This is a genomic window from Veillonella rodentium, assembly GCF_900187285.1.
Lineage (GTDB): Bacteria > Bacillota > Negativicutes > Veillonellales > Veillonellaceae > Veillonella > Veillonella rodentium.
Map to the genome: position 1 here is coordinate 198818 of NZ_LT906470.1, position 15949 is coordinate 214766.

Sequence of the window (15949 nt, forward strand, 5' to 3'; positions counted from 1 at the left end):
CTTCCTTTTTCTGTGATGCGGAAACGCGAGGAGAAATACGGAAAATATAAAACTAAATGGTATAATAGTTTTATGATACGTTACATTCGCTCCTGTTGGATAAAATATAAACAATTGTATAAGAAAGGAATAAAGGGGATTGCTTTATTTCTTGTCATCGGCGGGATCGTATTTTTTATCCTTGCCGCAATTGCCAGTCGTGGCATGGGCGTTATTTTCAACGAGGTCATGGCCCGTCAGACCATCATGCGAGGTACGGTTACCGTTGAAAGCTTATCCGCCACGCCGTGGGGAACGTTGTCCTTTACAGAGCTCGTCTGGAAGGATCCGGAAGGGCATGAACTGCTCAATGCACCGAGCGGTAAGATTCGCGTTAATATGTGGGATATCGTAACTCGAAATTTTAAGGCCTCCGCGGTGCGTGAAATCCTGTTGGAGGATGCGGTGGTCGTCATCGATCTGGATGACAATAACCGCGTGGATTTTGCGCCTATGTCGCCGGATGTTACAAAACCTCTCAATGAGGTGGAACCGCGACCGAAAGCGCCGAAGAAAACGACGCAGGAACGGCAGGAGGAATTGGGTAAACGTGTCCGCAATTTTAATTGGCAGGGACAACATCTGGATGTGAAAATTGAGCTGCGCCATAATCAGCTGGAAATCTTTCAGAAAAACAGGCATTATGTGATGAAGGATGTAAATGCGAAAATCGACCTCGATAGCCATCGAGCTATGCGCATCGATTTGGAGACCGGTAAATTCGGCGGGACCGCTATCGGTGACGGTCTTGTGATGAAGGGGCGCATCGATTTGAAAGATGTGTTGAAATATCGTATGCCGCAACTGGATTTACAATTAGATATTAAAGGGATGGATCCGTCGTCGCTCGGTTTCGGCGATAATATTCATGATGCGATGACCCTGCTTACAAAGGTGTCCGGTGATTTAAATCGTCCTTTTGCAAAGGGGCGTGTTACGATGCCGGTGTTGCGTATTCCTGCACTTACCTTTGAAACGGTTGTAGGGGATGTGACCTATCAGGACGGTATTTTAAATTTTGAAAATGTCAGCGCCAATGTGTATGGCGGTAAATTACAGGCTCAAGGCGTATACAATTTGGATACGCGGGCCTATACCATCACAGGGGTCGCATCGGATCTTGACAGCAGTGCGGCACTGAAAACGCCGGAATTTGTCGTTCCCGTATCGGCGAATTTGAATTTTAAAAGTGAAGGCAGGCCGCGAGATATGGAGGTGTGGGGGAATTTCTGGTCCGGCGAGGGCCATTATGTATTGATACCGATTAAGAGCATTACGGGAAACTTTCACAATAAGGGGCGTCATTTATCCTTTAGTGATGTGAAGGTTAACACGAATGTCACCACAATTTCGACGGATGCCCTGCGTATCGATAATGGGGAGCTCACACTGGGGCCATTGAATATCACCTCTCATGGGGGCAGTAATTTCTTTATTTATGATGAAGATGAAATCGATAAGATGGATGCCAATATGGACCGGATTAAGAGCGGCATGGGGCAAGCCGGCGAAAATATGAAGCGCACCTCCGAATCTGCAAAGGATCTTGATAAATCGGGCCTCACACCGCCGCCGGACATGAAGGAATCCGTGAAGGACTTGAAACGGGGGATAGATTCGGCAAAGGACAGTTTAAATGCCATGTCTAAAGGGCTTAAGCAATAAAAATGTTATGAGATTAATCTATTCCCTGTCGTTACAATAAGCGGGGCGTAATAGAGACTGGTAATGAGTAATAAAAAAGATGGCGATTCATCGATGTGATGAGTCGCCATCTTTTGTTTATAGGGAGTGATGTAATCAGCCTCCGGCAGAAATTTATTTATCTGCTTAATCCGTTGGATCGTTGATCCCCGGAAGTCTTTGTGTTTGCTGTTTTTTTCGTATTTACTGTATTTTTCGTATCGTCTGTGTCTGATTTAGCTGTATCTGTTTTAGATGTATCCGCTTTCGTATTAGTCCGTTTTACCGTTACAAGAGGTTTCTTTTCTTTAGTAGCGGATGTATCCTCTTCGTACGGTATCACTTTGTCCTCTTCAGGCGGCAAGAACGTATCTACACCGTTCTGCTGGCCGCTTTGTGCCGGATTATCGATGGATTGAGAGCGTTGAGGCGCGATATAAATTTCATCTTTTGTTATACTCACATCATTCAGCAATAATTTGAACGCTTGCGGGCTCACGTAAAGTGTTCCGTCTACTATACGCGCAGCAGGCAGCAAGGATTCAGATGTGTCGAGGTTGATGTTTTGCAATTTACCTTTTCGTAGTATTTGCTTGGAATCCGGTTGTACCGCTAGAGTTGCGACGGTCGTATCGATTAATGCCGTTTTAGTAGGCGCATCCCAGGATACCTTGTATCCTAAAGCTTCAGACACTTGACGCAACGCCACGAGAGGTTGACCTTCAACATAAATGACGTTGGCCTTATTAGCTGTCGGTTCCAATACCTTGTCATCCACATTGATACGATGTTGTGTCGTTACCGCTGCGGATTTTTCTGTATTCTGCATCGATGTTGGCGTTGGTGCCGGCGTAGCTGCAGGCGTTTCCGTATTTTGTCTTGTTGCAGGTGCTTGTGTAGCTGCAGGTGTTCCTATATTTTGTTTCGTTGCAGGTGTCGGTGTTTGTGTAGTTGCAGATGATTCAATGTTTTGCGTTGTAGCAGATTTTTCCGTACCGACCGCCGCTTGTGCAGGCTGCATGATACCGCTCGTGAAAGCAAGAGTCCCTAAGGCTATACTTGATAAAATAAGTTGTTTTAATTTCATGAGATCCTCCATTATGTATAAAAATATTATGATAAATTATACATTTGTACTGTACTATAAAGAGATGAATATTTAATTATAAACTTAAATTTTATACAATTTATGTCGGAAACCCATATGATATAATTTAAGTATTAAATGAATTGTTTCTTAGTTTTCTTAAGTTGTGTTATATAGAAAGAGGTTCCTTATGGCATCCGGCAGATCTGAACAAGAGTTACAAGGCGTAACGATGCTAGGTCATCAAACCGATTATCCTACTGATTATGCACCGCAGGTGTTGGAAGCGTTTGAAAATAAACATCCTGACAATGATTATTTCGTTAAGTTTAATTGCCCGGAGTTCACCAGCTTGTGTCCTATGACGGGACAGCCTGACTTTGCGACCATATATATATCCTATGTACCCGACAAGCGCATGGTTGAGTCCAAGTCTCTCAAGTTATATCTGTTCAGCTTTCGTAATCATGGGGACTTTCACGAGGATTGTATCAATATTATCATGAAAGATCTCGTGAAGCTGATGGATCCGAAGTATATCGAGGTTTGGGGAAAGTTCACGCCACGCGGCGGTTTATCCATCGATCCGTATGCGAATTATGGAAAGCCCGGGTCGGAGTGGGAAAAGACGGCAAAGGAGCGTCTCCATTTTCACGATATGCAGCCTGAGCGCGTAGCGTACCGATAAAGCGTGTAGCGTACAGATAATATGTTAGAACATTATATAACCGCAATCATATCATTTATAGTCTTTTTTTTGATAGGGCTGGGCTTATCGTTAAAGCCCGCAGTGGTGATGGCCGGTATTCACAGCAATCAATATATGAAAGACAACGGGAAACCATGGAGTTCTTATGGTCTATTTATTGCCATATTATTTGTTATTAATATGCTGGGGGCCTATCTGACAGATTGTTACTCTGTATATATGCCCTTAGCAATCGATTTTTCATGGGGGTTCAGTCAGTGGTGGCAAGTCGTCAGCATTATTTTATTTGTCATTCTGATTCTGCAGGAGTTGAGAATTGTCGACTTCAGCCACGGTGAGCGTAATCTGGCATTTCGCTATGAACAGCTTGATAAGGGCCTGCAAAGCCCTTCGTGGGAAGAAAAGTACATGTTGAACGGGCGCTGCAATCTTGCAAAGGGGTTAGCGGACTGTATTTATATGTTGCGTATGCCTATTCGTAGCACCTGGCCGTATCTTGTGTGGATATTATTCGGTGATCCTCAGGTTGTATCGTATCTCCTCATGGGATATGTATGGGGACATATTATGCTTCACGACCCGCAGACCCTTGAGAGACTATCCGATTCCGGTCTTTACAGATGGCTTGCGGGGGTTCCCGTTTTTTGTATCGTCATGACATCTATACTATTGATAGTTATGTCAATGTGGTTGCTGATAAAACCGGTGTCATGGACTGCGATGTAACGACAATTACAAGTTAATCGATTAACCTAGTTATTTCCTGGTTTTTTAGGGTTTTAAAAGTACTTCTCATTCTCTTGACAATGGTTGCTTTCAGGTGTTAGAGTATGGGTAATCAGAGTGCACGAAGGCATATGCTCTGTGCATAGTGGATAACAAGGTGGAACCACAATATCGTCCTTGGGATTTTCCTGAGGACGTTTTTTATCATCTATCGGTAAAGAAAAAATTTGTAGGAAGAAATGGAGTACCTGTGATGCAAGGGCTACGCGAATTATGGGGAAAAATCAAATATAATATTCAGCGTGTTATGGACTCGGACCCTGCGGCAACCAGCGTGTGGATGGTCATCTGGACATATCCTCACATAACGGCCCTGTTCTGGCATTTCTTTGCACATCGCCTGTATAAGGCGGGATGGCCTATTTTAGCTCGTCGTATAGCTTTGCACTCACGTCATGTGACGGGCATAGAAATTCATCCGGGCGCTACCATCGGACGCGGCTTATTTATCGATCACGGTATGGGTGTTGTTATCGGTGAAACCGCTGTTGTCGGGGATAATGTGACATTATTTCACCAGGTCACACTTGGTGGTATGTCATCAAAAAAGGTGAAACGCCATCCTACGGTTGAGGATGATGTTCTCATCGGTACGGGTACGAAAATCCTGGGCGATATTACCATCGGTGCCCGCACTAAAATCGGCTGTAATCTTGTCATTAAGCACGATATACCTCAGGATATGGTCATCTTTGAAACAGATCCTGAAAACATGTATGTTCGAAAGTCCAGACTTAATACGAATAATAAAGCGACCTCGGAGGAAAAGAAGGTGCCGGATGATTATATAGAATACTATATTTAAATTACGCAGATGATTATATACTGATCTATTGTCAGTTATATACTGACCTATTGCTATAGGATTAAATAGTCTTATAGTAATAGGTTATTTTTTTTTGATGATAAAGATTTTTATATATTGACACGGATAATTATTATTGTTATACTTACAATGTAATCAATATTGATTACAAATTAAATAAAAAGAGTTAATGGCATAGACGCCAACTGAATGTATAAGTCTTTTATTATACATGGTAATTGAGAACTAATTAAGAATGGAGGAATTTATTATGAAAAACGTAGCACAAGTAAATCAATATTTAGCAGATCTTTCCGTATGGAACGTAAAATTGCATAACTTACATTTCAATGTAACAGGTCCACAGTTCAAATCTATCCATGAATATTTGGAATCCATTTATGATGAAGCGTTTGACTATTTTGATGCGGTAGCTGAGCATGTGAAAATGCAGGGTGAATTCCCGTTGGTTAACTCCGTTGAATATGCTAAATTGGCAAAAATCGGCGAATTGGGTCAGGAAGATGTTCCTCAACATAAGGTAATCGAGATTCTGTTGAAGGATTTCAAATATATGAAAGATCAGGCTGCGGCTATTCGTGAAGCGGCAGGTGAAGAAGATAACTTCTTGCTTTCCAACATGATGGAAGACCATATTGAGTACTATGTAAAACAAATCTGGTTCATCGAATCCATGTTGAAATAATCTTGACGATGTTTTGCTGAGTATGATATGATTACTCAGTAAAGCATGGAGGATTACTCAAGAGGCTGAAGAGGACGGTTTGCTAAATCGTTAGGGCGGGTTACCGTCGCTAGGGTTCGAATCCCTAATCCTCCGCCATGCTGAGACCTCACATCGCTTGATGTGGGGTCTTTTTGTATATTTGTGTAGTAATGGGGTAATCGGTTGTGATGTCGCTTTAATTTATCTTAGGATTTTACGGCGATAGCAAGGCTTGTTATCTCATGACAGAAGTGTATAAGGGTTATAGAGTTGACGTATACATAAGGGAGTTATTATAATAGATTGTATCAAATTTAATTTAAGGAGGCTCTTATGAATACAACATATACACGTCGATTGAAAATGATTTGCCGCACATTAGGTGTCGGGGCTTTTTGTTTAACCGCTTCTCTGGGGGCCGTTCATGCTGAAAGTATCGCTATTCCCAGTGCTCGCCCTATGGTGGACGGTGTCAGCGCTGACACGGAGGTGGTACGCGCTTCCGACTCCAGACACAGTGTGAGCTCCGATGTGGTAACTCCGAACGATTGGACGTATACGGCATTGAAAACGTTGATTAAACATGGTTCCATTACAGATACTCATGGATTGGCCTTTGATGGCACGAGCTATACAAAGGATGAATTGATGCCTCTTATCGATGAGGTCGTGGAAAAACGGGAACAGATGAATGACAACGACCGTCAGTTTGCATTGCGTCTTTATCAGGAAAACATGCGTGATGTAATGGACTATCGTATCGCACGGGATAAGAAAGTTACGGACGAACGCCGTCAAAAAGCGGACCAGAAACGTGCCGCCAAGGCTAAAGCGTCGGGCAAGGAGTATCGCGTGAGCGAATCGCAACAGGAGGCTCTCGATAAGGCTAACGATGAAGTGGCAAAGCCTGAAGAGCGCGCGTTGACGGATGAACAGATCAAGGAAAAAATGAAACATTTTAAAATTGATGATTCCCGCGTTAAAGTAGGCGGAGATGTTCGCATCCGTTACAGCGATTCCAAAAACGGTAAGTCTAAAACCGATGCGCGTGCAAGAACGGAGATGAAGTTCACTCTATAATCCTTACTTAGGGAGTTAGGATGATTGATTTTTTAAAACGACAATTGTTTACCGTTCATCAAAACGGTAAACAGCATGTGAGTGAAGTCTTTAAATATATCGGTCCGGGTATTATCGTGACCGTCGGCTTCATTGATCCCGGCAACTGGGCCGCCAATCTGGCGGCCGGTGCCAGTTTCGGGTATCAACTTTTGTGGGTGGTGACACTGTCCACAATTATGCTCATTTTACTGCAACATAATGTAGCGCATTTAGGCATAGTTCGCGGCCAATGCCTATCTGAATGTGCCTATGAATTTTTGCCGCGTTGGGTTTCGCGTATTGTGCTCAGTACGGCCGGTATCGCTGCTGCGGCGACGGCTTTGGCTGAATTTATCGGTGCGGCGATAGCCTTGAAGATGCTTTTCGGCATACCGTTGCTGATAGGCAGTATCTTGACCGCTTTAATCTGTACGGTTATGCTGATCACCAATTCGTATCGTAAGCTGGAGCGTATCATCGCCGGCTTTGTGTCTCTCATCGCATTGGCCTATGTGGTAGAGGTCAATATGGTCCATGTGGATTGGGCGGCGGCCGGTATCGGCTGGGTGAATCCTCAAATTCCTGATGAATCGATGCTCGTCATTTTGAGTATCTTGGGTGCAGTTATTATGCCGCATAATTTATTTTTGCACTCCGAGATCATTCAAAGTCGCCAGTTCAACACACAGGATCCGACGGTGATAAAGAAACAGTTGCGTTATGAATTCCTCGACACCTTGCTTTCGATGGGCATCGGCTGGATGATCAATTCCGCCATGATTTTATTGGCGGCAGCTGTCTTTTTCGCTCACGGCATAGAGGTGACGGAACTGGAACAGGCCGAGGAATTATTGCGGCCTTTAATCGGCCCCGCAGCGGGGACCATTTTTGCATTGGCACTGTTGTTTGCCGGATTTGCATCATCTGCGACGGCGGGCATGGCCGGCGCGAGTATTTTTGCGGGCATGTTTGGCGAATCCTATGATATGAATGACTTTCACAGTCGTCTGGGATTGTCTTTGACGTATATTCCGGCGCTGCTGCTCATCATATTTGTAACAGATTCATTCCAAGCCTTACTGGTGTCTCAAATGTTTTTGAGTCTGCAGCTGCCTATCACGATATTCCTGCAACTGTACATGACTAGCAGCCGTCATATTATGGGCCAATATGTAAATCGCACATTTACAAATATTGTGCTGTGGGGTATCGGGATTATCGTCACTGTTATGAATATCTATTTACTCATAATGGGTTGATAGATTATGTACCGATTGATAATGCTCGGAACGGTGAAAGCATGAAGTACAGGTAATTTTATTTATTGGTGCTTTCAAATAGGTGTATTTTTAAGTATATAATGCTATGTGCATATAATTTCAAGTATATGTTTAAGTGCAAGTAATTTATGGACCGCTTCGGCGGTCCATTTTTACGCTCCATATTTGCTCTTTTGCAGGAGTGCTTTCAAAAGATATATTCATGACATGTAGTCACCTCATAGTCTATGTGAAAAGTGTATCCTCGGTATCCCAACGATGACGCGAAATATGTTACAATTAAGATTAAAGAAAAGTTTGTGACGGCGTTGGCCGGCGCAGTATTATATATCCTATTCAGGAGGAATTAATGGCAGATCAAAAGAATGTACAAGAACCTATTCAATCCGATTTCAGCATCGTTGTAAATGATATTGCGGAGGAATTGTTGACACGTCTCAATATGGATGATGACGGTACGATTATCGACATGTTCCAGACGGGTTCCTTCGACCCATGGCAGCTGTTTGTATTTTATGCGGCACTTGAGCAGGCTCTCGTTGATTTCAGAACGGATAAGCGTAAAAAGACAATAATTGTCCATGCTCAACCGGAGGCGCTCATCGGCATCGGTCGCGTTGTGACTCCGCTATCGACCTTGCTTGAACATGTATTGATGACCCGCCTCGGGGACATGAGCGAAGGTCGTCTGGAAACAGGAATGCTCACCGTGTCCGCTGAAAGCATCGATTATGAAGGTGTAAATCTCAAGGGTCGTCATGTGGTTATCGTTTGTGATCTTCTTGATGACGAGTCTCCATACCTCAAAGAATGTATTAAATTATGTAAGGAAATGAAAGCGGCTCACGTGATAGCGGTACCGCTCATGTTGTGGAATCCGGAGCTTATCGATAATCTTACAGAGGAATCTATCAAGGCGGAAATAGCGAATGAAAATCGTCCTCTCTCCTAGTAAAACCAAGACCATTAGCGCATATGTGGAGGATGTATGCGCTCAGTTTCATCCGCAGATTACCGCATTCGTGTTAGATCACGTGAAAACCCTTGATGTAGAAACGCTGGGTAAGGCGCTCAAACTGAAAGGCGATAAGGCCGCGGCGGTACATGATTTTTATCAGCGGCATGAGGAGTATCCGGTGGGTCATGCCGGTGAAAGCTATGACGGCATCGCATTTAAATATCTGGACTGGTCCGGCTTGTCCGATCGGGCGAAGCGATTTGGTGAACGTCATCTCGTCATCCTGTCCGCGTTGTATGGTATCGTGGAACCCCACATGGGAATTCGCGATTATCGCCTCGATATGGTGGATAAAATCGGTATCAACCTTTACGATACGTGGCGCGATGCGGTGAAAGATTACTTTCACAAAGAAGACTGGATATTGAATTTAGCATCGAAAGAATATGCTAAAATGCTGGATCATCCGAAGATTGTGACCGCTGAATTCTGGGAGCTTCGCGGCGATACCTATAAGCAGATGAGTACATCGTCCAAGATGAGTCGCGGCATGATGGCGCATAATTGTCTGATGCGTGAGGTGAAGCATGTGTGTGATCTGCCTCGTGAAATTAATGGATTTACATGCGTGACGGATATTGAATCCATTACGATACCAAGCGAATCGATGACGGTTCGTTATGAAAGGAAGTGATTGATTGCAAGTTCAGGATATTTTAGCGAAAGATCTCGTCGGCGATGCCGAACTGACCGAAGATGAGTTGCGGTTCCTCATGTCCGTAACCGATGAAGAACAGTTGCAATTGATCTATAAGAAAGCTTACGAAGTGAAGTCGAAATATGTACAACCTGTGGCATATTATCGCGGCCTCATCGAGTTTTCGAACCGATGCATAAAGAATTGCAACTATTGCGGTATCCGCCGGGAAAATGATAAGGCCGAACGATTTGATATGAATCGGGAGGACATCATCAAAATGGCGCAATGGGCGTACGATCATGAATACGGATCGATTACATTGCAATCCGGTGAGCGCTGTGATGATGTGTTTGTCGACTACGTGGTGGATCTTATTCGCGATATTAAAGCTATCGGTGACGGCTCTTTGGGGATTACCATGTGCGTCGGAGAACAGTCGGAAGAGGCGTACCGTCGTATGCGCGAAGCCGGCGCAAGCCGCTATTTATTGCGCATTGAAACAGCCAACAAAGAGTTATATTATAAGATTCATCCTCACGATGAATTGCATTCTTTTGAGACACGCGTGGAATGTTTACGCCGTCTGCGCCGCGTCGGATTCCAGGTGGGCACGGGTGTCATGATCGGCCTGCCGGGACAGACGGAAGAGGATTTAGTCAACGATATTCTGTTTTATCGCGATATGGATATCGACATGATCGGCATGGGGCCTTATGTGGTGCATCATGATACGCCGCTCGGTCAGGAGGCCCTTGCCATGGGTATCGATGACGAAGCGGGTAAATTGCGCCGCGTTCAACTGGGCCTCAAGATGATCGCGTTGACGCGTCTGTTTTTGAAAGACGTAAATATTGCGGCCACTACGGCTCTTCAGGCCCTCGATAAACTGGGGCGCGAAAAAGGCCTTGCCGCAGGTGCCAATATTTTAATGCCTATCATCACGATTCCCGAACATCGAGCAAAATACTTGCTGTACGACAACAAGCCATGTGTGGACGATAATGCGGAACAATGTAAGGACTGCTTAACGCGCCGCGTTATGTCCATCGGCGATACGGTGGGATGGAAACAGAACGGGGACTCCAAGCATTACGGGAAAAGAACCGGAACATTTTAGGCCCTATTTATATGAGTCATATACAGCATGACAATGATGTTATGTGTATAGAATAAAAGGAGAGAATACTATGGAAACAAAATGGTACTCAGATTTTTTTCAGCTGTTGGTACATCCCTTTTCCAAGGGGATTGATCAAATTGTTGAATTCGGTACTTTGAAAAAAGGCTTTTGGGCTACGATTTTCTTCTGGGCCATTCCTTATTTATTATTAGCTTTATTCGGCACGATGCTCATTCCCCTGTTGCCACGTAACGAGATCACGAATACTTTTCTTATAGTCCTTACCTTTGCAGGGGTAGCTTTCGTTTTGATCTGGTTTTTGGGAATTTTGTTGTCGTTTATCGGTGTAGCTATTTATTCTTATATTTTTAATTGGGTTGTTAAGAAAATGGGCGGTACCGATAATGTCAATGCGGTTATGAAGGTTAACTGGTATTTGGAAGGCTATGGCGTATTATTGGGAACGGCATTTTATGTACTGATTGCCATTTCCGCAGGTATATTGGTAGGCTTCTTTGATGCGCCCACATTATTTGGGGTTATATTCCCCATCAGCTTTATAGGTATGCTTGTCATCATGATCTGGGTATCCTTGGCGCTGATGGGAAAACAGGTCATGTTGACAAAATTGAAAGTATTCCTGGCCTGTGTGATTACGTCGCTTATCATTCTTATTATTTATGCATTATTTATAGCCTTACTAAACGGTTGCGCCTCATTAGCAGGTAGATAATTATAAAAAATTTTATTTGATGTATTGTTGTTGAAAAGACGGCTCGTGCTTGTTTGCTCCGCGTTTCTGATGTGGCGGTATAAGTACGGATCGTCTTTTGTCGTGTTTGTCAGTGGTTGGTTTATGCTATAAAAAGATCACCTATGTTTGTGCCGTAATATCATGAATGAGGAGTAAGCGCGTATAGGTGACCTTTCTACTATCTTTGGATTACATAAATTATTACCGATGAGAAATAATTTTCACAATAAAAAATTATTTTGATCGGAAAAGAGGACTTTCACAAAGGAACGTCGAAATAGTATAGCAAAAGCATAATTTGCCAATAAGGAGGCGATTCCGATGAAAGAGTATAGTAGTGACCGAATTCGAAATGTAGCTGTCGTATCCCATGATGGAGCGGGGAAGACTGCTCTTGTGGAATCTTTGTTATTAACCTCCGGCGCCGTCGATTTTGTCGGCCGCGGTCAAGATAATAAGCATATTATGGACTTTGAACCGGAAGAGATTAAGCGTAACGTGACCATTCAGTTGGGCATGGCCCCTTGTGAATGGCATGACCACAAGGTTAATTTCGTGGATACGCCGGGTTACAATGAATTCCATGGCGAAGTTCGTGCCGCATTGCGCGCCTGTGACGGTATGTTGATGGTATTGAGCTCTACGTCCGGTGTTGAAACGGATACGGTGCGCGCGTGGGATTATGCTGTAGAATTACAAATGCCTCGCATGGCATTTATCAATAAAATGGATGTAGATGGTGCCGATTTCTTCGGTACTATTGAAAGAATGCGGGAATTATTCGGCAAGGGCATCATGCCGTTGCAGATTCCTATTGGTGAAGGCGCCGATTTCGAAGGCGTCGTAGACGTAGCGAAAATGACTGCGTTTACTTACAAGGACGGCCAACCGACAGAGATTGCTGTACCGGCTCATCTTATTGAAAAGGCTCAAGAAATACGGGAGTTAACCGTAGAAGCCGCGGCTGAAGGTAGCGATGAACTGTTGGAGAAATATTTAGAAGGTGAAGAATTAACGTTAGAGGAAATTCGTCAGGGGCTACGCGAAGGGATGATTAGTGGCCGTGTATGCCCAATCATGTGTGGCAGCGCCACATCTCGGATTGGTTTAGATCAGGTGTTGGATCGGATGATCCGCTATATGCCGGATGCAACGAAAAAAGTGATGACCGCGACGGATGCGGAAACCGGTGAACAGCGGGCAGTACATGTAGATAAACCGTTAACTGCTTTCGTATTCAAGACGCTGTTAGATCCGTTCGCAGGAAAACAAAGCTTTGTACGAATTTTCTCAGGGGAACTCAAGGAAGGTGATAGACTATTCGATGTGAACCAGGGAGTAGAGGAAAAATGGGGCAAGATGGTTACCCTTATAGGGAAGCAACAGATTCCTGTTTCCGCTGCCAAAGCCGGGGATATCGTAGTGATACCGAAATTGCCGAATGCTAAGACAGGGGATACATTGACCGCTCCCGAGTTCAAAGTGACGTACGATGCAATTCGCTTCCCTCAACCACTTTACACCGTGGCTATGGAACCGGTGAAAAAGGGTGAGGAGGAGAAATTAGCAAGTGCGGTGATGAAAGTAGCAGAGGAAGATCCTACTTGTGTAGTTGTGAAAGATGCGGAAGCCCGCCAATTACAGATCGACTGTATGGGTGAGGTACATTTGGAACATATTCTTAATAAGATGGACCGTAAATACGGTGTACAGGCTAAACTTGTACCTCCATACATTCCATACCGTGAAACGATAAAAGGTTCTGCAGAAACAGAATCTAAATACAAAAAACAAAGTGGCGGTCATGGGCAATATGGACATGTTAAGATTCAAGTGGATCCGTTATATGATGGAAGCGACTTTGCTTTTGTAGACAAGATTTTTGGCGGTGCTGTACCACGGCAATATATTCCGGCGGTGGAAAAGGGCGCCAAAGAAACCCTGGATAAAGGTCTAATTGCAGGCTATCCTATGATTGGTGTGCAGGTGACACTCCTGGACGGATCGTACCACAGTGTAGACTCTTCGGAGTTGGCATTTAAAGTAGCTACGTCACAAGCCATCAAGGATGTAATTCCGAAGGCGAAACCGGTCCTATTGGAGCCTATTTATGAGGTCAACGTGTTTGCACCGGATGCTTTCATGGGTGACATCATGGGCGATTTGAATAGTCGACGAGGTCGTGTATTAGGCATGGAACAAAGTGAAAGAACCGGTATATCCGTGGTCAAAGCACAAGTGCCGTTGGCGGAAATGTCGGATTATGTTACTGTATTGCGTTCGATGACGCAAGGACAGGGCGTATTCAATCGACAATTCTACAGCTATGAAGAGGTTCCGCATAAGCAAGCCGAAGAAATTATCGCTGCTTTCAAAAATCGAGAATAAGATTTGATTATGTTCATGATTTAGTTTTAGTTTTTAAACTGACAATTGAATACACAATTTCATAAGCATAACAATTGACAGTAAGTCATAAATTTGAATAGTATTTTACGAGGCCCTCCATATATGTAGCGTATGGAGGGCTTTATATTAATAATTTGCTAGTCCCTTGCCGGTATATATGCTACTATAAATATATTATATTGAGCGTAATACGGCTTTGCTGTTTGCCCTTTGAAAGGATGTTATATATGTTTTTTTCCTCCATTGAAGCGGATTATACAAAAATGGGATATCCCGCGGCTATCGTCCGGGCCCTTGATTTTCTGAAGAATACGGACCTCAAATCATTATCCGGGGGGCGTCATGCTATCGAAGGGGATTTGATGTACGCCAATGTGGATGATGTGAAAACGAAGTTATTTGAAGAAACCAAGCCGGAGTCACATAAAAACTATGTGGATATACAGTTTATGGTGTGCGGTGAGGAACATATGGGATTCTTTGTGGACCGAGGTAAAGTTAAACCTGTTGAATCCTATCCGGATCGGGACTGTTATTTTTATCCTAATGAAGCCGTCGATGAGGGTATGATTCATTGTCCGGAAGGTTATTACACTGTCTTTTTCCCGTCGGATATACATCGGCCTCTGTTGGCTGCGAATGATAAACCGATCGACATTCGTAAAGTCGTAGTTAAAGTTCACGTGTCTTTGTTATAAGACTGAGTTTTCCAACTGTTTTGCCTGCAAAATTCAGTGTGTAATGTGTGTCGCCTATATAAACTCGTGTGTATCAATTGTTACGTTAGGCCGGTAGGAGGAGTATTATGAACCGATATCAGGTTGTTGGTATCGCATTGACATTGCTGGGGGCCACCTTGTGGGGCGTGTCGGGAACAGCCGTCCAGTTTCTCGGCAACAGCCGAGGCATGAACTTGGAGTGGCTCGTCACGACGAGGCTTATTTTGGCCGGATGTATTACGGTATGTTACACGTGGTTTCGCGACGGTAACCGAATATTCGACGTATTCAGGAGTCGCCAGGATACGATGCAGCTGCTGATTTTCGGTATTTTAGGCATGGGCATGTGTCAGTATACCTACTTTAACGCGATTCTGCTGGCCGGTGCGGGCATTGCAACGGTTCTTCAATATCTGGCGCCGTCCATGATTATTTTGTACGCCGTGTGTCGCTATGGTAAACATCCTACACGGGGCGAGGTCATATCCGTTATTCTCGCGTTGGTGGGGATCATCTGCCTTATCGGTAATAACGGGTTTTCCGCTGAAAGCATCTGTCTGGATGTACTCGTATGGGGACTCCTATCTGCCGTAGGCGTAGCCGTTTACAGCGTGTCGCCGGTACATTTGCTGGCCCGTTACGGTACTTTGCCGATCGTAGGATTCGGGATGTTCCTCAGCGGCATTGCGGCAGGGATTTTATTTCATCAGTCTGAGTCCTCTGCAACGTGGGATGTCTGGACCGGCTTAGGATATTTTTCCGTCATATTTCTCGGAACGATCGTATCCTTTAATTTCTATCTTGAAGGGGTCAAGCGCATCGGTGCCGTTCCAGGCTCCATCTTATCTTCCGTTGAACCGATTTCGGCAGCCTTTTTTGCGTGGCTCCTCTTGGGAAATCAGTTCAGCATTTTAGGCATCGTCGGGATGGCTCTTATCATTACGACCGTCGTCATCATCGCGTTAGAAAAGAAATCTTAATCAGTTAGAAATAAATATTGAGAATCAGCCTGGAAATCTGTATAGACTCGGGCTGTTTTTTGTTTTACAATAGGTTCTTGTAGAACGTTTGT

Annotated in this window: 15 protein-coding genes and 1 tRNA gene; 15 read left to right on the forward strand and 1 reads right to left on the reverse strand. The window is 44.1% G+C overall.

Features of this window, described 5'->3' with window-relative positions; all coding sequences use genetic code 11:
- Positions 1-72: 72 nt before the first annotated feature.
- The gene (locus CKV62_RS00720; RefSeq protein ID WP_095066680.1) at positions 73-1704 is read left to right on the forward strand and encodes an AsmA family protein; all 1632 of its coding nucleotides are present in this window, start codon (positions 73-75) and stop codon (positions 1702-1704) included.
- A gap of 157 nt (positions 1705-1861) precedes the next feature.
- Here CKV62_RS00720 and CKV62_RS00725 read toward each other — a convergent pair whose 3' ends face one another.
- Positions 1862-2809: a copper amine oxidase N-terminal domain-containing protein gene (locus CKV62_RS00725; protein WP_095064864.1), complete on the reverse strand. Its 948-nt coding sequence runs from the start codon at positions 2807-2809 to the stop codon at positions 1862-1864.
- A 190-nt stretch (positions 2810-2999) separates the two neighbouring features.
- Between CKV62_RS00725 and queF the strand changes: the two genes are divergently transcribed.
- The 14 genes from queF (at position 3000) to CKV62_RS00795 (ending at position 15857) form a co-directional block, all read left to right on the forward strand.
- Positions 3000-3497, forward strand: a complete 498-nt coding sequence (queF, locus tag CKV62_RS00730) for a preQ(1) synthase (RefSeq protein WP_095064866.1) — start codon at positions 3000-3002, stop codon at positions 3495-3497.
- 21 nt (positions 3498-3518) lie between these two features.
- Complete coding sequence (locus tag CKV62_RS00735; protein ID WP_095064868.1) at positions 3519-4244, forward strand: hypothetical protein; 726 nt, start codon at positions 3519-3521, stop codon at positions 4242-4244.
- 250 nt (positions 4245-4494) lie between these two features.
- Positions 4495-5109 carry a serine O-acetyltransferase EpsC gene (gene epsC / locus CKV62_RS00740; RefSeq protein WP_095064870.1) on the forward strand — a complete coding sequence of 205 codons (615 nt, stop codon included), beginning with the start codon at positions 4495-4497 and terminating at the stop codon, positions 5107-5109.
- Between the two features lie 271 nt (positions 5110-5380).
- Positions 5381-5815, forward strand: a complete 435-nt coding sequence (locus CKV62_RS00745; protein ID WP_054674116.1) for a Dps family protein — start codon at positions 5381-5383, stop codon at positions 5813-5815.
- Positions 5816-5862: 47 nt separating this feature from the next.
- Positions 5863-5953 (forward strand) — tRNA-Ser (locus tag CKV62_RS00750).
- 216 nt (positions 5954-6169) lie between these two features.
- Positions 6170-6916 (forward strand): hypothetical protein, encoded by a 747-nt coding sequence (locus CKV62_RS00755; RefSeq protein ID WP_095064872.1) that lies wholly within the window; start codon positions 6170-6172, stop codon positions 6914-6916.
- 20 nt (positions 6917-6936) lie between these two features.
- A complete protein-coding gene (locus CKV62_RS00760) occupies positions 6937-8196 on the forward strand; it encodes an Nramp family divalent metal transporter (RefSeq protein WP_095064875.1) in 1260 nt (419 codons plus the stop codon).
- Positions 8197-8566: 370 nt separating this feature from the next.
- Positions 8567-9169 carry a hypothetical protein gene (locus CKV62_RS00765; protein ID WP_095064877.1) on the forward strand — a complete coding sequence of 201 codons (603 nt, stop codon included), beginning with the start codon at positions 8567-8569 and terminating at the stop codon, positions 9167-9169.
- Positions 9147-9869: a YaaA family protein gene (locus CKV62_RS00770; protein WP_095064879.1), complete on the forward strand. Its 723-nt coding sequence runs from the start codon at positions 9147-9149 to the stop codon at positions 9867-9869. The genes CKV62_RS00765 and CKV62_RS00770 overlap by 23 nt, the downstream gene beginning before the upstream one ends.
- A gap of 4 nt (positions 9870-9873) precedes the next feature.
- A complete protein-coding gene (gene hydE, locus CKV62_RS00775; protein ID WP_095064881.1) occupies positions 9874-10992 on the forward strand; it encodes a [FeFe] hydrogenase H-cluster radical SAM maturase HydE in 1119 nt (372 codons plus the stop codon).
- 70 nt (positions 10993-11062) lie between these two features.
- The gene (locus tag CKV62_RS00780) at positions 11063-11728 is read left to right on the forward strand and encodes a hypothetical protein (protein ID WP_095064882.1); all 666 of its coding nucleotides are present in this window, start codon (positions 11063-11065) and stop codon (positions 11726-11728) included.
- 342 nt (positions 11729-12070) lie between these two features.
- Positions 12071-14137 carry an elongation factor G gene (gene fusA, locus CKV62_RS00785; protein WP_095064884.1) on the forward strand — a complete coding sequence of 689 codons (2067 nt, stop codon included), beginning with the start codon at positions 12071-12073 and terminating at the stop codon, positions 14135-14137.
- A gap of 248 nt (positions 14138-14385) precedes the next feature.
- On the forward strand, positions 14386-14856 hold the full coding sequence (locus CKV62_RS00790; RefSeq protein ID WP_095064886.1) for a NanQ anomerase/TabA/YiaL family protein: 471 nt from the start codon (positions 14386-14388) through the stop codon (positions 14854-14856).
- Positions 14857-14963: 107 nt separating this feature from the next.
- Entirely contained in the window at positions 14964-15857 is an 894-nt protein-coding gene (locus CKV62_RS00795) for a DMT family transporter (RefSeq protein ID WP_095064888.1), read from the forward strand.
- The last annotated feature ends 92 nt before the right edge of the window (positions 15858-15949 follow it).